Source organism: Granulicella sibirica (assembly GCF_004115155.1).
Classification (GTDB): domain Bacteria; phylum Acidobacteriota; class Terriglobia; order Terriglobales; family Acidobacteriaceae; genus Edaphobacter; species Edaphobacter sibiricus.
The window spans coordinates 1,820,048-1,837,126 of the sequence record NZ_RDSM01000001.1 but is presented as its reverse complement, the minus strand read 5'-3'; the positions used below and the strand labels follow the sequence as shown (position 1 = coordinate 1,837,126).

Below are 17,079 nucleotides of genomic sequence, written 5' to 3'. Positions count from 1 at the left end.
CAGAATTCTCAGAGACGGGGCGATGACGTGGAGATAGCGGACTGGCGGGACAGGATCGATGCGCTGGATGAGCAGATAGTCGGGCTGATCAGCAAGCGGGCTGAGGCTGCGAAGGCGATCGGCGAGCTGAAGCGGCAGGCTGGGGCTCCTGTGTATGAGCCGAAGCGGGAGCAGGAGGTTTTCGACCATGTGCGGGCGATGAATCCTGGACCGCTTGGCGATGCGGAGATTCAGCATGTGTTTGAACGGATTATCGATGTGATGCGGACGTTGCAGCAAAGGCCCTGAGTGTGGGCAGGTTTCAGATTTGAGTCAGAGAGAGAAAAGGCGATAGACGACGATGATCGTAGCGATGCAGGACCAGGCAACGGAAGAGCATATTCACGCGGTGATTGAGCGGATGGTCGAACTCGGGTTCGATGTCCACCGGACGACCGGGGCGAACCAGACGATTCTGGCGGGTGTGGGGACGCCGGGGCACTTCGATGTGGCGGAGTTCAAGGTGCTGAGCGGGGTATTCGACGCCTACCGGATCTCTTCGCCGTACAAGCTGGCGGGGCGGAGCTTTCGGCCGGAGGGGACGAAGATTACTTTTCCCAATGGCGTTGTCGTTGGCGGCGAGAATGTGACGATCATGGCGGGGCCTTGCTCGGTGGAGTCGAAGGAGCAGATCCTGCTGAGCGCGCAGCAGGTGGCGAAGGCGGGGGCGCAGTTCCTCCGGGGTGGGGCGTTCAAGCCGCGCAGCTCGCCGTACTCGTTCCAGGGAATGGGGCTTGAGGGGTTGAAGCTGCTGCGGGATGTGTCGAACGAGACCGGCCTGCTGGTGATCACCGAGGTGATGGAGATCTCGCAGATCGAGTTGATGCTTCCTTACATCGACTGCTTCCAAGTTGGTGCGCGCAATATGCAGAACTTCAACCTGCTGCGGGAGCTTGGGTATGTGCGGAAGCCTGTCCTGCTGAAGCGTGGGATCGCGGCGACGATTGAAGAGGTTCTGCTGTCGGCGGAGTACATTCTTTCGGGCGGCAACTACGACCTGATGCTGTGCGAGCGCGGGATTCGGACGTTCGAGACGTACACGCGCAACACGATGGATATCTCGGCGATCCCGGTGCTGAAGAAGCTGACGCATCTTCCGGTGTTCGGCGATCCGTCGCATGGGGTTGGGAAGAGGGACCTGGTTCCGCCGATGGCGCTGGCTTCGATTGCTGCTGGCGCGGATGGGCTGCTGATGGAGATGCACCCGAATCCGGATAAGGCGATGTCGGATGGAGCGCAGAGCCTGTTTCCGGAGCAGCTTGAGAAGCTGATGGAGCAGATGAGGATGCTGGCGCCGGTGGTTGGGCGTACGGTGGCTTAGAGCTGCGAGGGTATCTGTTGATTGAGCGGGTTGTCATCGTCGGAACGGGGCTGATCGGATCATCGATCGGCCTCGCTTTGCGTGCGGCGGGATTTTCCGGGTTGATCTCCGGGGTGGATCTGAGCGAAGAGGAGCTTCGGCAGGCGCTTGCGATGGGGGCGATTGGTGAGGCGCTGGAGGGGGAGGAGCGGGTTCTCGAGGCGGTGACGGCAGCGGATGTGATCATGCTTGCGGTGCCGGTGCTGGGGATCCTGGACTGGATGCAGAGACTGGCTCCGTTGCTTGGGCCGGGCCAGCTTGTGACGGATGTGGGGAGTACCAAGGGCTCGATTGCTGAGCTTGCTGGGCGGCTCTATAACGGCGACGGACAGGCGCGGTTTTTGCCAGGGCATCCGATGGCGGGGAAGGAGTCGGGTGGAGCGGCGCTGGCGGAGGCGCGGCTGCTTAATGGGGCGACGTGGCTGTTTACGGCCTTACCGGGGGCGGCTTCAGAGCTCGAGGTGGAGTGGCAGGATTGGGTGCGGCGGTTTGGGTGCCGGGTGGTGGAGATGGAGGCGGGGCGGCACGATGTTGTTTGCGCTTGGGTCAGCCACCTGCCGCAGTATGTTTCGACCGCGATGGCGGCGCTACTGGAGGATGAGTTCCGCGAGGCCCCGGAGGTTGCTGGAGAGTTTCTTGCGATCGGAGGGCGAGCGCTTCGGGAGATGACGCGGCTTGGGGCTAGTCCCTACTCGATGTGGCGAGATGTGGCGATGACGAATACGGACGCGGTCGCGGCTACATTGCTCGCACTGGAGCAGAGACTCGCGCATCTTCGGGAGAACCTGCGGACGCCGGAGTTAAGAGATGAGTTTGCGCGGGCGAACGCGTTTCGGAAGCGGTAGGGCGCTGACTTATGGGTTGTTGCGGGTGAAGAAGCGTACGTTGGGTTTTGGAATATTAAGGCGTTCGAGGCCCTCCGCGAAGGGGGCGAAGTGAGGCATGGTCAGGTGCGTGTCGAAGGCGGCGCGATCGTCATAGACCTCGTAGAGGACGATCGTCTCCGGTGATTCCGGCTGGATGAGGACGTCGAACTGGCGGCATCCGGGTTCGTCGGCTACGGAATGCTCGCTGTCGAACTGGCATATTTTCAGGAATTCTTCGCGATGTTCGATCGGAACCTGCAACTCGGCGATTACTACGAATGCTGTGCTTGTGGATGGCAAGAGGAATACCCTTTCTTTGGCCTTGATGACCACTTTACGCCGGTCGCGGGCTGGGAGAGAGAATAGGGCATGGGATCGGTGCGGATCGATAAGTGGCTTTGGGCGGCGCGGTTCTTCAAGACGCGGGCGCTGGCTTCGGATGCCTGTGAACTGGGCCGGGTGGAGAGCAATTGCACCCGGGCGAAGGCCTCGCGGGATGTGCGGGTTGGGGATATGCTCTTGATCCGAAATGAGGGTGGGGAGTTTCAGGTGGAGGTGCTGATCGCCGGCGAGTTGAGGGGGCCTGCGGCGGTGGCGCAGACGTTCTATCGGGAGACGGAGGAGAGCCGGGAGGCGCGTGCCAAGGCGGCGCTTGAACGGAAGATGATGCTTGAGGCGGGCGGGATAACGGAGGGGCGGCCTTCGAAGAAGGATCGGCGGGATATTGGGAAGCTGCGCGGGCGGACTATCCGGTTCTAGGAGTAGCTGCTTCGAGAATAGCAACGGCAAAAGAAGACGCAGATTCCCTTCGGGAATGACAACCAAAGAAGCAACGGCAACGGCAGCAGCCATGGCGAAGGCATCAGCGGTGGCGGCAGCTGCTTCGACTGTGTGGCGCACAATGAGGCTGTGCCCGGAGTTTATGCTGGAACCCGATGACAAAGCCGTGGATCCTTCTTCTCCATTGTCCTGATCGTAAGGGACTCGTTGCCGCCATCGCGCAGTTCCTCTTCGAGCGTGGTGGGAATATCCTGCATGCGGCGCAGCACCAGGACAACGACCTCAATCTCTTTTTCATGCGGGTTGAGTTTGCCCTGGATGATGCATCGGAGCGTGCGAGTCTTCGAGAGCAGTTTGGCGCTTTGGCTCAGAGATACGGGATGGAGTGGGAGCTGTCGAATCAGGAGCAGCTTCCGAAGGTGGCGATCTTCGTCTCGCAGTATCTGCACTGCCTGAACGATCTTCTCTTTCGTCATCATGCGGGAGAGCTGCAGTGCGAGATATCGCTGCTGATCAGCAACCACGAGGATGCTCGGCCACTGGCGGATTTCTACAAGATTCCTTTTCACCACGTTCCTGTCACGAAAGAGACGAAGCTTCAGGCGGAGGAGAGGCAGACCACGCTTCTGCGGGAGAACGGCGTCGAGCTTGTGGTGCTTGCGCGGTATATGCAGGTTCTTTCGCCGGGATTCTGCGCGGCGTATCCGAGGCGAATCATCAACGTTCACCATTCGTTCCTGCCGGCGTTTACAGGCGCGAAGCCGTACCATGCAGCCTTTGCGCGTGGGGTGAAGCTGATCGGCTCGAGCAGCCATTATGTGACGGAGGTTCTGGATGAGGGTCCAATCATCGAGCAGGATGTGATGCGGATCTCGCATGACGATCAGCTTGGAGACCTGATTCAGAAGGGACGGGACCTCGAGAGGCTTGTGCTGTCGAGGGCAGTGCGATGGCACCTTGAGAGAAGGATTCTCTCGTATGCGAATAAGACGGTGATCTTCAACTAGCGCCAATAACTATGCTGCTTTGCAAAGGAAAAGGCTGCGGAAGTGTGGGCTTCCGCAGCCTTGGTTTGTTCGGGAGCGGCTGGTTTAGAAGAGATACTTCACGCCAAGCTGCAGTTCGCGGTTGTCGATCTTGGTGGAGGTGATCTTGCCGAAGGTGCTCGAGCCCTGGCTGGTACCTGGGTTAGAGAACTGCGGGGTGTTGAGGGCGTTGAATGCTTCGAGACGGAGTTCGAGGTGATGGCCTTCGTTGTAGGGCATCGTAAAGTTTCTTGCGAGGGCCAGGTTGGTGTTACGTGTTGCGGGCCCGACGAAAGGGTTGCGGGGCGTGGTGCCGTAGCCGGTGAGATAGGTGCTGGTGGTGAACGCGGCGGTATTGAACCAGCCGTTGACGGAGCGGTTGTTTAGCCTTGGGTTTACGCCGATGACGAGGTTGGGACGCTCCCATCCGTTGTCGGTGTTCTGCGCATCGGTGGACTGGGTGATGAAGAGAGGCGTTCCGCTGGCGACCTGAGCGATGCCGTTGAGACCCCATCCGTTGAGGAAGGCGCGGGCGATGGCGTTCTGGTTGTCGGAGAGCTTCGGCAGCTTCCAGACGTAGCCTACGGTGAGGGTGTGGCGCTGATCGGTGAGGCCGTTGGCCCACTCGTGGATGACGCGGGGATTCTGGCACTCGCAGCCGCCTCCGTTGACATCGGCTCCCTGGTTGTCGATGGTGTGCGACCAGGAGTAGACGCCGGTGAAGCTCAAGCTATGGGTCATGCGGTGTTCGAAGTGAACCTGCAGTGCGTTGTAGCCGGAGGCTCCGCTGAAGTCGAGCATGCGGATACGGGCGAAGGTGGGATAGGGGCGGCGAGCCTGAATGGCTCCGGGCCCGGGCTGGGGGGAGTTGAAGTAGGTGAGTGAGGAGTCTTCGTGGGTTCCCTTGACGTGGACGTAGGTGATGTCGAGGACGTTCGAGTAGAACTGCTTCGAGACAGCGAGGTTGGTGGTCTGGAGATAGAGGTCGGGGTGGGTGCGGCTGGCGTTGAGGGTGGTGGCGTTGTAGAAGGGGTTTGCGGGATAGAGGGCTGCCGGGACGGGGGTCGAGATGGTTGCGATGGGGTTGGTGGTCGTGTTCGAGATGGTGAGGGAGCCGGCGGTGGGCGGGTTGAGCTGGAGGATATTGATGTTGTCGAACTGGCCTCCGAAGAAGGAGATGCCGTAGGCTCCGCGGATGACGGTGGTGGGATCGATGCTGTAGGCGAAGCCGACGCGAGGCTCGAAATCTTTGTCGGAGACGGACCAGATGTTGTTGAGGCGGGCTCCGGGGGCAGGGGTGAAGACAGGCGTGGGGCCGCTGAAATCGAGGGTGCGGGAGACGTTGTTGACGTCGACGGGTGGGACCCAGAGGTCGTGGCGAAGGCCGATGTTGAGGGTGAGCTTGGGTGTGAGCTTCCAGTCATCCTGCACGTAGGCCCCGGTGCGCCACTGGCGGAGTTTCGAGATCGGCACGCCTTCGGGGGTGATGGAGGTGGCGGGGTAGCCGAGGATGAAGTCGGCGGCGGCGTTGCCGGTGATAGAGCCGGTGAAGGACTCGGAGCCGTAGGGCGTGTTGTTGGTGGTGGCGTTGTCCTGAACGTGGCGGATGTCGGCACCGAAGACAATCGTGTGCTTGCCGCGAGTCCAGGTGAGGTTATCGGCGAGCTGGTAGGTGCGGCTGTCGTCGAGGTTGGAGGCGGCGGTGCCGTCGCCGACATTGATGTAGCCGGAGATGGAAAGGGTAGGGAAGCCTTCTTCGGCGGGGGTGAGAACGCGTCCGTTGGGGCCGCCGACGAGGAAGCCGTTGATGCCGATGGAGGCGGCGGTGAAGTTCGTGTTGGCGCGGACGCTGAGCTGCTTGACGTGCTCAAGGTCGGTGCCGAGGCGGAGTTCGTTCACGATGTGAGGCGAGAAGACGTGGACGTACTGGAAGGCAACGTTGTGGATGGGATAGGTGCCGGTGAAGTGAAAGTTCGGGTTGATGTTGGTTACGGGGAAGTTGCGGTCGGCGTAGATGTAGTGGAGGAAGACCTGGTTGGCGTCGTTGAACTTGTGGTCGAGGCGGAGGATACCCTGGTCGACGCTGAGATTGCCTGAGCTGGCTCCGGAGTAGTTCGTGCTTCCGGTGGTGTTGGGCAGAGGCATGTAGGTGTTGACGATGTTCTGGGCGACAGCGTTCACGGGGATCTGGTTGTTGGCGTAGGTGCCGCCGGTGAAGGGGTTGCGGAGCGGTGTGGTGAGGGCGGAAAAGTCACCGTTGCGCTGGGCGGCGGTGAGGACGTTCGCCGTGGAGGGGGTCTCGGAGATGGAGCGAAGGCCCTCATAGCTGGCGAAGAAGAAGGTGCGGTCCTTGAAGATGGGGCCGCCAACGGTTCCGCCGAACTGGTTCTGCTTGAGGACGTTTTTGGCGAGTGGGGCGACTCGGAAGAGGTTGCGCGCATCGACGGCCTGGTTGCGGATGAACTCGAAGACCGTGCCATGGAACTGGTTAGTGCCGGTTTTGAGCTGGACGTTGACGATGGAGCCGGACCCTCCGCCGTATTCGGCAGAGTAATTGCCGGTGAGGACCTTGAACTCGTCGATGGCATCGACGGAAGGATAGGCGTTCACGTAGGCGTGGCGATTGTTGACCATGGTGACGCCGTCTACGTTGATCTGCCCCCAGATGTTGCGGCCGCCATTGGACGAGATGGTGGAACCGTTGGTGCTCGAGGAGTGGTCATCGGGATTGGAGACGACAACGCCGGGCGTGAGGATGGCGAGGTCGTTGAACCTGCGTCCGTTGAGCGGCAGGTTCACGGCGCGGTCGCTGTCGATAACGGCTCCCAGCGAGGCGTCCTCAGCCTGGATGAGCGGCTGCTGGCTGGTGATTTCGACCACCTGACCCTGGGAGGAGATGCTGAGGGAGGTGTCGAACTTCGCCTGCTGGTTGATCTGGAGTTCGAGGCCCTTCTGTACCTTGGAACCGAATCCCGTGGCGGCGATGGTGACGGTATAGGAACCGGGGGTGAGATAGGTCACGGAATACTGGCCGCTGGCTCCGCTGACTGCTGTCTTGGTGAGGCCGGTGGACGGGGAGGTGACGGTGACGGTAGCTCCGGGGAGAACGGCTCCGGAGCTGTCCGTTACGGTCCCGGTGATGGAGGTGTCGAAGGTCTGGGCGGTGAGGGGGAGTGCGAGTAGAAGAACGAAGCAGGCGGCGGTGAGAAGGGCGTTACAAAAGCGCATCGATGGGTCTCCTCTTCTGAAAAACAGTTGGGTAGGAGCCACGCAGGAGACAGCTCTGCTGGGGCGAGGCGGAGTCCTGTGAGTGTCAGGTAACGTTACGAGTGCGTGAATACATAATAAAGTTAAGTACTTCGCGCGGACACAGACAATTGCCCGCCGTTGCTTCTAGGGCGGTTGGCCTATTTGTGAGCGTGCAGGCTCGAAATGATTACTTTGGTGTCGCGGGCGGAGGCTGCCGGGGCGGGATTACTTCGCGGTGAGGTGGGCGGCGGGAGAGCTTGCAGGCGCGCGGAGAGTGGTCAAAAAGAGGGTGAGGGCGATCAGGGCGGTGACGGCCATGGTGGCGGTCATGGCGATGGCCGGATCGACGTGAGGGCGGGCGCAGATCCAGGCGAGGATGGCGCTGGAGGCCGAACCGAGGATCATCTGCAGGCTGCGGATGGCTCCGCTGCCTGCTCCAGCGACGTGGGGGATGGGTTCGAGTGCGCCGAGGGTTGCCGAGGGCGCGATGATGCCGAAGGCGAAGAGGACGAGCATCATCGGGAGCATGAGATAGATGGGCCGCTCGAGGCCAATGCTCTGCAGAATGATTGCCAGGGCTGAAGCGACGGTCAGGAGGATGAGGCCGAAGCGGATGGTGCTGCGGCCGGAGTGATGGCGTTTGCTGAGGAGGCCGCTGGTGAAGGCTCCGAGCATCTGGGAGCCCGCCGTGCAGGCGAAGAGGAGGGTGTAGAGATGCTGGGGGACGTGCATCTCGTCCATGAACACCAGAGGCGAAGCCGAGATGTAGGAGAACATGCAGGCGAAGGCAAGGCCATAGACGAAGGCGTGGACGAGGAAGACGGGCTCGCGGAGTACCAGGCGGTAGTTGAGGAGGAGGACGTGGGCGGGGAGGGCCTGGCGCTTGTCTTCGGGGAGGGTCTCCTTGAAGGTGAGGGCGACGACGGTAAGGAGGACAGCGGCGAGGGTGGCCTGGGTGACGTAGATATAGCGCCAGTTGGCGATGAGCATGACCCAGGAGCCGGTGATAGGGGCTAGAAGAGGCACGACGCCGAGGACGGTGGTGACCTGGGACATGGCGTTGCGGGCGGCGTGGCCATCGAGGGAATCGCGGATGATGGCGAGGGGGAGCGAGACGCAGACGCCGGCGGCGGAACCCTGGAGAAGGCGGGCGAGGAGCAGTTCGTGGAAGCCTGGGACAGTGGAACAGGCGAGAGCGCTGGCGGCGAAGACGGCGAGTCCTGCGATGAGGACGGGGCGGCGGCCGAGGCGGTCGGAGAGCGGGCCTCCGAAGAGCGGGGTGAGCGCGAAGCCGGCGAGGAATACGCTGAGGGTAAGGGCTCCGCGACCGGGAGCGAGGGCGAAGCGGGACTCGATGGCAGGCATGGCGGGAAGGCCCATGTCGATAGCCAAGGAGGTGAGAGCCGAGATCGCGGCTAGGAGCAGGGTGAAGCTGAATGCGTGTTTTTTCATCCCTTACTAGGGTGTCATATCAGGGAGGCTTTTCACGCAGAGAATGCGGGTAGCTGGATCGATTCGAGTCAGCTGCGCTGGAGTTCGTGAACGAGCACGGTTCGGGTCTTTGTGAATCCCAGCCTCTCGTAGAGAGAGATGGCGCGTGTGTTGGATCCGGAGACATGGAGGAAGCTCTTGAGGCCCTGCGCCGCGTGGTGACGCATGAGGTGATGAAGCAGATGGGCTGCGTAACCCTTGCCGGTGTGCGCGGGGTGGGTACAGAGGGCGCTGATCTCGCGGAAGCCGGGGAGGGCAATCCGCTCACCGGCCATGGCGACGAGTTCTCCATCGTGATGGATTCCGAAGAAGTCTCCGAGGATGTGGGCACGCGGGCGGAAGAAGGTGGGGAAGGCGACGTCGGTGAGATGCACCATTGCGGGAGCGTCGGAGGCGTTGAGAGACCGGATGGTGATCTCAGAGGATGCTGGTGGAGCGGGAGCCTGGGGGTGCATCTGCGGGACAGGGAGAGTGTGGATGGCAGTGAGGCCGGGGATGGAGGGAAGATGGTCGCCGAGGACGTAGATACGTTCTCCGGGGGCGAGCACGTCGTGGAGGGCCTGCATGGCTTGCGGCGTCGCTTCGGCGAGGCTCGCGAACGGGATGACGTCTGCGGGGAAGCGCAAAGCGAGGTTGCTGCCGATAGCAATGCCGGCGTGTTCGGTGAGGAGGGAGTGGAAGAAAGGGTTGGAGAAGATCTCTTCGGGAGTGGCCATGCTGGGACCAGTTTACGGTGGAGTGGAGTGGCTGCCGCGATAGTCTAGTTGGATGGGAACGATGATCGGTTTGGCGGATGTATTGGCTGCGCGCGAACGGGTGAGGGAGTCGGTTTACCTGTCGCCGTGCGCGCATTCGGTGGTGCTTTCGGAGTTGACGGGGCAGCAGGTTTATTTGAAGCTCGAGAACCTGCAGATGACGGGGTCGTTCAAAGAGCGCGGGGCGCTGAACCGGATTGCGATGCTGACTCCGGAAGAGGCGGCGAACGGCGTGGTGGCGGCGAGCGCCGGGAATCATGCGCAGGGCGTGGCTTACCACGCGACGAAGCGGGGGATTCGGTCGATCATCGTGATGCCTCTGCCTACACCGTTGGTGAAGGTGACGGCTACGCGTGGGTTTGGGGCAGAGGTCGTTCTTTTCGGGGCCAACTACGACGAGGCATGCGAGGAGGCGACGCGGATCTGCAAGGCCGAGGGGATGACGTTTATTCATCCGTTCGACGATGCGATCGTGATGGCTGGGCAGGGGACGATCGGGCTGGAATTGTTGGAGCAGATTCCGAAGCTTGAGGCCGTGGTGGTGCCGATTGGCGGTGGTGGGCTGATCGGGGGGATTGCGTGCGCGGTGAAGGAGTCACGACCGGATATCAAAGTGATCGGGGTGCAGACGGCACGGCTGCCGTCGATGCTGGCGGCGGTGCGCGAGGGTGGGCCGGTGACGCTCGACCCGGCGACGACGATCGGGGATGGTATCGCGGTGCGGCGGGCGGGAGATGTGACCTATCCCGTGGTCAAGAAGTATGTCGATGAGATTGTGACCGTGGAGGAGGACGAGATTGCTTCGGCGATTCTTATGCTTCTGGAACGGGAGAAGACGCTTGCTGAAGGGGCGGGTGCGACCGCGCTTGCCGCGCTGTTGCAGAAGCGGACGAGCCTGAAGGCGGAGCATACGGCGGTGCTGGTATGCGGCGGAAATATCGATGTCACGCTGCTGGCGCGGATCATCGAGCGCGGTTTGGTGCAGGATGGAAGGCTGATCCGGCTGCGGATTCATCTGCTGGACAAGCCGGGAGCGCTATCGGAGTTGACGAAGCTGATTGCCAGTTATCGGGCAAATATTGTCGATACGCTCTATAACCGGGCTTATTACGGGGTCAATCTTGGGGATACCACGATCGATATCACGCTCGAGACGAGGGGGCCGCAGCAGGTGGTGGAGTTGCAGGAGGCTATGACGGCTGGGGGGTATCGGTACAGCCGGGTGTTTTAGAGGCGGGGGGTAGGAATAGGGAGTAGAAGGCCCGCCTGGCGGCGCTGCCCTTCATTCCTGCAGTAGATCGTCTCCACTTGGCGCAAGGTAGAGTTGTCCCGATGGAGATCACGGTACATCTTGGATTTCCGGGGACGTGCGAGACGGCCTTCCGGTTCTATGAGCGATGCCTCGGGGGCACGATCACGACCCTGCTGACGTGGGGAGAGTCGCCGATTGCGGGCATGGTTGGCGAGGATTGGCGTGGGAAAGTCTGTCACGCGACGCTTGATCTCGGAGGTTCCCTCGTCATGGGTGTGGACACGCCTCCGCTTGAGTATGAGCGGATTGGCGGGTTTCAGATGTTGCTCAAGGTGGAGAGTGTGGGGAGGGCCGAAGAGGTCTTTGCGGCGCTGGGGCAAGGTGGGACGGTCAAGATGGCGCTTGCGGAGACCTTCTGGGCGGAGCGGTATGGGATCGTGGTGGATCAGTTTGGGGTGACGTGGGAAGTACAGGCCCAGGTCACCCAGAATGCGGCTTAGAGGGTGAAGTTGGTTTGCTTGCGTTCTTCGCTACGCTCGAGGGCGAGGGCGATGAGACGGTCGATGAGGTTTTTGTAGGGTAGGCCGCTGGCTTCCCAGAGTTTGGGGTACATGGAGATGCTGGTGAAGCCGGGCATGGTGTTGATCTCGTTCAGGTAGATCGCGGCTTTTTTGCCCTTGGCGGCGGGTTCCATGAGGAAGTCAACGCGGGCGAGGCCGGAGCAGTCGCAGGCGCGGAAGGCTTCGATGGCCATAGCGCGGATTTGTTTGGACTGCGAGGCGGTGAGTTCGGCGGGGATGATGGGGATGGACGGGTCTTCGGGGGAGTCGGCGTACTTGCTCTCGTAGTCGTAGAACTCCTTGTTGGGGACGATCTCGCCGACGACGGAGGCTTCCGGGGTGTCGTTGCCGAGGACGGCGACTTCGAGCTCGCGGGGTTTGACGCCGGGACCGCCGACTCCCTGCTCGATGACGAGCTTGCGGTCGAACGAGGCGGCGAGGTCCATGGCGGCGGCTAACTCCGAGCGGTCGTGGACCTTGGAGATGCCTACGCTGGAGCCCAGGTTCGCGGGTTTTACGAATAGGGGATACTTCAGGGATTTTTCGATCTGCTTGCGGCAGCGCTTGGGGTCGGTGCGCCACTCGGTGCGGAGGAGGGTGACGTGCGGGGTCTGGGGGAGCCCGGCGGCGGCGAAGAGCTTCTTCATGACGTCCTTGTCCATGCCGGCGGCGGAACCGAGTACGCCGGAGCCGACGTAGGCTAGTTCGGCCAGCTCGAGGAGGCCCTGAATGGTGCCGTCCTCGCCGAAGGTGCCGTGAAGAACAGGGAAGATCACGTCGAGCGACGAGGTGAGGGAGCCGGATTGCTGGATGAGGTCGGCGCTGGCGTTGATCTGGATGGCGGTCTCGGCGGCTTGCGAGGGGGCTCCGGGGGTGAGGAGATGCTGGGCTTCGGCGGGGCCGAGCCAGCGGCCTTCGCGGGTGATACCGAGGGGGACGATCTCGTACTTCTTGCGGTCGATCGCGTGCAGGATGGATGCTCCGGAGCGGAGAGAGACTTCGTGCTCGCCGGAGCGGCCTCCGAAGAGGATGCCGATGCGTAGTTTCTTCTTCATGTCATCTTCGAGTGTCCGACATATTCTGGCTGCAAATCGTTCGCGGTGGCATGGAAAGAACCAGAGTCGATACCCGGTCCCGCACGGATGGGGCGTGTCGGATTCCATGCGCCGGTGTAGTTTCCGTCTGGAGAGATGATCGGCCATGGAGTCCGACCGGTGTGAGAGAGGTGGAAGAGCTCTGAAGAAGGCTTTTACCGTGAAGGAGATTGCAGCGAGGGCCGGGGTTTCCGTCGGCACGGTGTCGCACGTGCTGAATAACCCTGGGAAGGTGAGGGATGAGCGCAGGCTGCGGGTCGAAGAGGTTATTCGTAGCCTTGGGTATCAGCCTAGCCAACTTGCGCGTGGACTGCGGAAGAAGACGACGGATCTGCTTGGGGTCATCATTCCGGATATCACGAACCCATTTTTTCCGAGCGTGGTGCGCGGTGCGGAGGATGTGGCGTTTCGCGAGGGATTCCGGCTCATCCTGTGCAACGCGGATAACGATCCGATCAAGGAGCAGATTTATTTCAAGGACCTGCGAGCGTTTCAACCGGCGGGAATTATCGTGATTCCCTCGGTAGAGAGCATGCTGCAGCAGGAGATTGCCGACAGCCATCTGCCGGTGGTGATCGTGGACCGTCGGCCGAAATGGTGGGCGGGCGATACGGTCGTCGCGGACAACGAGGAGGGCGGGTTCCGGGTTGGTGAACATCTTGTCCGGATGGGGCATAGGGTTCTGGCGGCGATCGGTGGGCCCATGCAGATCAGCTCGTCGCACGACCGGATCCAGGGATTCCGGCGGGCGCTGGTGGCTTCAGGCATTCGGCTGAAGCGGGAGTATCTGAGGGCGGCACCGTTCTCGGCCGAGGCGGGGTGTGTCGCGGCGCTGGAGCTTCTGCAACTGGCGCCGAGGCCGACGGCGATCTTTGCGGGAAGCGACCTGCTGGCGTCGGGTGCGCTGGCGGCGGCGCGGCGTTTGAAGCTGCGGTGTCCGGAGGATGTGTCGATCGTCGGATTTGATGATCTGGACTTTGCCAGTCTTTCGGAACCTTCTTTAACGACTGTGTTCCAACCCGGGTACCAGATGGGTGCGACGGCGTGCAGCTTATTGCTGACGCGAGTTCGTGGAGGCGAGGAGCCGCCGGAGCATACGGTGCTGGCGACGGAGTTGCGCGAGCGGAACTCCGTGCGCGCGCTCGCGCCTTCGGGCGAGGTTCGGCGTCGTCGTGCGACGTTGGTCGCGGTGGAGTCTTGACAGGCGGGAGACGCACGACTATCTGTTGAAAGGTTTCAAGCAGGGTAGAGGAGAACGACACCGTGTATCTGCCATCGACGTATGCAGCACAACTCGTCTTCCTGTTCGGCAGCATGCTCTGCTGGGGCTCGTGGGCGAACACGCTGAAGCTGACGCCGGGCTGGAAGTTCCAGTCGTTTTACTGGGACTACGTGATTGGGGTTTTGCTTGGGTCGTTTCTATGGGGGCTTGGGCCGGGCGGTGGTGAAGAGTTTCTGCACGGGCTGGGCGCGGCCTCGGGCGCGGCGATGCTGTTGGCGATCCTGGCAGGGATCGTGTTCAACGCGGCGAACCAGTTGATCGTGGTGGCGATCGACCTGGCGGGATTGGCGGTGGCGTTTCCGGTTGGGATCGGGCTGGCGCTAGTCGTCGGTGTGTTGCTGAACTACTTCCTGGCTCCGGCGGCTAATCCTCTGCTTCTCTTTGGCGGGGTGGCGTTGGTGGTGATCGCGATCCTGGTGGATGCGGTGGCGTACCGGAAGCGGGAACGGGCGAAGCCCGCGATCTCGCGACTTGGAATTGTGATCAGCCTCGTGGGCGGCCTGCTGATGGGTGGGTTTTATCCGATTCTGACGAAGGCGATGCAGGGACCGGGGGCGCTCGGGGCATATACGGTGGTGCCTTTCTTTGCGGTGGGGCTTGGGCTTTGCGCGATTCCGTTCAACATCTGGCTGATGCGGAGGCCGTTCGTTGGCGAGCCGGTGGCGTTCTCGAACTACACGGGGGCGCTGGCGAGTTGGCATGTCTGGGGGATCGTGGGGGGACTGATCTGGGGGTGCGGGCTGCAGTTCAATCTGGCGGCTTCTCGCGCGCAGATGGTGGGCCCAGCGGTGTCGTATGCGCTTGGACAGGGAGCGACGATGGTCTCGGCGGCCTGGGGCGTGTTTATCTGGCGGGAGTTCCGTTCGGCTCCAGCCGGGACGGGACGACTGCTGGTGATCATGTTTCTTTTCTTCATCGCGGGACTAGGAATGATTGCGTTGGCGCCAACCTGGCACTAAGATCGTGCCTTGTTGCAGATGAAGTTTGTTCCATTGGTTGTGACAAATTCCAAAGAAGAGCACTTACTACTATGAGCAAAGAGATTGTTGTCGTTGGTAGTTTGAATTTGGACATGGTGGCCCGGGTCCCCCGGAACCCGCAGGTGGGGGAGACGATTACGGGGACGGACTTCCAGAGGTTTATCGGCGGTAAGGGCGCAAACCAGGCAGTGGCGGCGGCTCTGCTTGGCGGTCGCGTTCACATGGTGGGGCGGCACGGGACGGACGGGTTCGAGACCGGGTTGTTGGCAACGCTGCGGGAGAAAGGCGTCGGGACGGAGGGGATGACCCCGGCGGCCGGACCTTCGGGGGTCGCGGTGATCCTGGTGACGGACGAGGGGCATAACAGCATCGTGGTCATCCCAGGTTCGAATGGGCGGCTTTGTGCGGAGGATGTGTCTGCAAGCCGGGAGCGGATTGCGGGAGCCGGCGTCGTGTTGACGCAGCTTGAGACCCCGCTGGAGGCGCTGGAGGCCACGGTTGCCGTCGCTTCGGAGGCGGGTGTGCCGGTAGTGCTGGATCCGGCTCCGGCGCGAGCGCTGCCGGCGGAGTTGCTGGCGAAGATTGACTGGATCACTCCGAATGAGACCGAGGCCGCGCTTCTGCTGGGTGGAACGGTTCCTTCGGATGATGAGGTTCGTGGTTTTGCGGAGAGGCTTTTGGGGCTTGGCCCGAAGAATGTGGTGTTGAAGCTTGGAGAGCGTGGAGCTTACCTGGCGACTGCTTCGGGAGTGCGAGAACTCGTGCCGGCGATCAAGGTAAAGCCGGTAGATTCGACAGCGGCGGGGGATGCGCTGAACGGGGCGTTCGCGGCGGCCTTGATGCGGGGCGCGGATGCGCTGGAGGCGGTACGGTTCGGCGTGGCGGCGGCGTCGCTGTCGGTGACGCGGGCTGGGGCGATTCCTTCGCTGCCTACGCTGAAGGAGCTGGAGGCGTTTCGGCTGGAGTTTGCCTGACGAGTCGGCAGGTGAAGCAGGCCATTGGGCGTTCGTCGTCCCATCCTCACCGACGATGGAACTGTCGGTGAGGATGGGGCACCCGGGCGTCTGGGATGGTCAACCTAAAGCTCGGTTTCTTGAGACGGCAACGGTTGAGCCGACGTGAAAGAGCACTTGTTCTAGACTTGGGTTATCCCGCTTTCTGCTGAAGCCCAACGTCATGGAGGATCTCTCTTGCGCCTGAACGCCCTGGTTGCCCCTGCTCTCTTGTCCGCGCTGCTTTCTTGCTCTGGTGTCGCGGAATCGCAGGATGCGCCGCGGATGGTGATCGCGGATCAGGATGCGTCGGGGCCGGGTGGGTCGGATATGGCTTCGCTGCTGGTATTTCTCCAGTCTCCGAAAGTGGATCTGCTCGGGATCACGGTTGTGTCGGGAGACAGCTGGCGGGACCTTGAGGTGGCGCATACGCTTCGGCTGCTGGAGTTCATGGGCCGGACAGATGTGAAAGTGCATCCGGGAGCCGCGTTTCCGCTGGTAAGGACGCAGGAGTGGACGCGGCTTGCCTTGCAGATGTACGGCAAGGTGACGTGGATGGGTGCGTGGAGCGAAGAGAACAAGATGCGCTGGGATGAGGTTGGGACGCCCGCGGAAGGCTTGCCGGCGACAAAGGCTTCGGATGAGGACGCGGCGCACTTTATGGTCCGGATGGTGCATCTTCATCCACACCAGGTGACGATCTACGGGGCGGGACCGCTGACGAATATCGCGTTGGCGATCCGGCTCGATCCGCACTTCGCGGAGTCGGCGCAGGAGCTGATCATCATGGGCGGGAGCGTGAATCCTCACACGGAGGCTCCGGAGTGGGTGAATGCGCCACGGCATGAGTTCAACTTCTGGTTCGATCCGGAGGCGGCGCATATTGCTCTTACGGCGCCGTGGCCGAAGATTACGATCACGACGATCGACGCTTCGATCCAGACGCATCTCGATGGCGTTCTGAAGAACATGACGGCGTCCAATGCGAACGCGGCGAAGTATTTGGTGAAGTACACGCAGCAGGGAAGCGTGTCGGGCTATGCGTGGGATGAGCTTGCGGCGGCGACGTGGCTCGACCCGGCGATCACGGTGCATGAGCGGAACGTTTATATCGATGTGAGCCTGAGCCACGGTTCCGACTACGGCGACACGATGATCTATTCGGACTCGGATAAGCCGGCGTTGACGCTGCAGAAGGTGCACGCGCAGATCGATGTCGATGCACCGCGTCTGGAGAAGGATTTGACGGCGCTGTTTACGTCTCCTACGCCCAAGGCCAGAGATGCCGTGGCGCTTCCCGCAAAATAGGCGGCAGTGGAATGCTTGAGCGAATCGAGCTTGGTTGCGGCCCATT

16 protein-coding genes are annotated in these 17,079 nt (G+C 61.8%); 11 read left to right on the top strand and 5 right to left on the bottom strand.

Annotation, left to right across the window (positions count from 1 at the left end; all coding sequences use genetic code 11):
* Positions 1 to 27 precede the first annotated feature (27 nt).
* From pheA to GRAN_RS07655, 3 genes are read left to right on the top strand one after another with little or no spacing between them, the layout of a single operon-like run.
* Complete coding sequence (pheA, locus tag GRAN_RS07665) at positions 28 to 288, top strand: chorismate mutase (protein ID WP_128912328.1); 261 nt, start codon at positions 28 to 30, stop codon at positions 286 to 288.
* Between the two features lie 52 nt (positions 289 to 340).
* Complete coding sequence (gene aroF, locus GRAN_RS07660; protein ID WP_128912327.1) at positions 341 to 1,360, top strand: 3-deoxy-7-phosphoheptulonate synthase; 1,020 nt, start codon at positions 341 to 343, stop codon at positions 1,358 to 1,360.
* A gap of 17 nt (positions 1,361 to 1,377) precedes the next feature.
* Positions 1,378 to 2,244: a prephenate dehydrogenase gene (locus GRAN_RS07655; protein WP_128912326.1), complete on the top strand. Its 867-nt coding sequence runs from the start codon at positions 1,378 to 1,380 to the stop codon at positions 2,242 to 2,244.
* A gap of 9 nt (positions 2,245 to 2,253) precedes the next feature.
* On the opposite strand, the gene GRAN_RS07650 is transcribed toward GRAN_RS07655, so the two are convergent.
* The gene (locus GRAN_RS07650; protein ID WP_192897978.1) at positions 2,254 to 2,565 is read right to left on the bottom strand and encodes a putative quinol monooxygenase; all 312 of its coding nucleotides are present in this window, start codon (positions 2,563 to 2,565) and stop codon (positions 2,254 to 2,256) included.
* A gap of 69 nt (positions 2,566 to 2,634) precedes the next feature.
* On the opposite strand from GRAN_RS07650, the gene GRAN_RS07645 reads away from it, so the two are divergent.
* A complete protein-coding gene (locus GRAN_RS07645; protein WP_128912325.1) occupies positions 2,635 to 3,024 on the top strand; it encodes an RNA-binding S4 domain-containing protein in 390 nt (129 codons plus the stop codon).
* Between the two features lie 176 nt (positions 3,025 to 3,200).
* On the top strand, positions 3,201 to 4,052 hold the full coding sequence (purU, locus tag GRAN_RS07640) for a formyltetrahydrofolate deformylase (protein WP_128912324.1): 852 nt from the start codon (positions 3,201 to 3,203) through the stop codon (positions 4,050 to 4,052).
* An 84-nt stretch (positions 4,053 to 4,136) separates the two neighbouring features.
* Here purU and GRAN_RS07635 read toward each other — a convergent pair whose 3' ends face one another.
* The 3 genes from GRAN_RS07635 to GRAN_RS07625 all read right to left on the bottom strand — a co-directional run bounded on the left by GRAN_RS07635 (position 4,137) and on the right by GRAN_RS07625 (position 9,526).
* Positions 4,137 to 7,298, bottom strand: a complete 3,162-nt coding sequence (locus GRAN_RS07635) for a TonB-dependent receptor (RefSeq protein ID WP_128912323.1) — start codon at positions 7,296 to 7,298, stop codon at positions 4,137 to 4,139.
* Between the two features lie 246 nt (positions 7,299 to 7,544).
* On the bottom strand, positions 7,545 to 8,771 hold the full coding sequence (locus GRAN_RS07630; protein WP_128912322.1) for a multidrug effflux MFS transporter: 1,227 nt from the start codon (positions 8,769 to 8,771) through the stop codon (positions 7,545 to 7,547).
* Positions 8,772 to 8,839: 68 nt separating this feature from the next.
* Positions 8,840 to 9,526 (bottom strand): GNAT family N-acetyltransferase, encoded by a 687-nt coding sequence (locus GRAN_RS07625; RefSeq protein WP_128912321.1) that lies wholly within the window; start codon positions 9,524 to 9,526, stop codon positions 8,840 to 8,842.
* Between the two features lie 61 nt (positions 9,527 to 9,587).
* Here GRAN_RS07625 and ilvA point away from each other — a divergent pair, with 61 nt between their 5' ends.
* Positions 9,588 to 10,796, top strand: coding sequence for a threonine ammonia-lyase (gene ilvA / locus GRAN_RS07620; protein WP_128912320.1), 1,209 nt, complete (start codon positions 9,588 to 9,590; stop codon positions 10,794 to 10,796).
* A gap of 101 nt (positions 10,797 to 10,897) precedes the next feature.
* Positions 10,898 to 11,317, top strand: a complete 420-nt coding sequence (locus GRAN_RS07615) for a VOC family protein (protein ID WP_128912319.1) — start codon at positions 10,898 to 10,900, stop codon at positions 11,315 to 11,317.
* On the opposite strand, the gene GRAN_RS07610 is transcribed toward GRAN_RS07615, so the two are convergent.
* Positions 11,314 to 12,432, bottom strand: a complete 1,119-nt coding sequence (locus GRAN_RS07610) for a D-alanine--D-alanine ligase family protein (RefSeq protein ID WP_128912318.1) — start codon at positions 12,430 to 12,432, stop codon at positions 11,314 to 11,316. The two genes, GRAN_RS07615 and GRAN_RS07610, sit on opposite strands and share 4 nt — an antisense overlap.
* A gap of 199 nt (positions 12,433 to 12,631) precedes the next feature.
* Here GRAN_RS07610 and GRAN_RS07605 point away from each other — a divergent pair, with 199 nt between their 5' ends.
* The 4 genes from GRAN_RS07605 (at position 12,632) to GRAN_RS07590 (ending at position 17,033) form a co-directional block, all read left to right on the top strand.
* Complete coding sequence (locus GRAN_RS07605) at positions 12,632 to 13,672, top strand: LacI family DNA-binding transcriptional regulator (RefSeq protein ID WP_128912317.1); 1,041 nt, start codon at positions 12,632 to 12,634, stop codon at positions 13,670 to 13,672.
* Positions 13,673 to 13,734: 62 nt separating this feature from the next.
* Positions 13,735 to 14,712 carry a GRP family sugar transporter gene (locus GRAN_RS07600; RefSeq protein WP_128912316.1) on the top strand — a complete coding sequence of 326 codons (978 nt, stop codon included), beginning with the start codon at positions 13,735 to 13,737 and terminating at the stop codon, positions 14,710 to 14,712.
* A gap of 71 nt (positions 14,713 to 14,783) precedes the next feature.
* Complete coding sequence (gene rbsK, locus GRAN_RS07595; protein WP_128912315.1) at positions 14,784 to 15,707, top strand: ribokinase; 924 nt, start codon at positions 14,784 to 14,786, stop codon at positions 15,705 to 15,707.
* A gap of 216 nt (positions 15,708 to 15,923) precedes the next feature.
* Positions 15,924 to 17,033, top strand: coding sequence for a nucleoside hydrolase (locus tag GRAN_RS07590; RefSeq protein ID WP_241654397.1), 1,110 nt, complete (start codon positions 15,924 to 15,926; stop codon positions 17,031 to 17,033).
* The last annotated feature ends 46 nt before the right edge of the window (positions 17,034 to 17,079 follow it).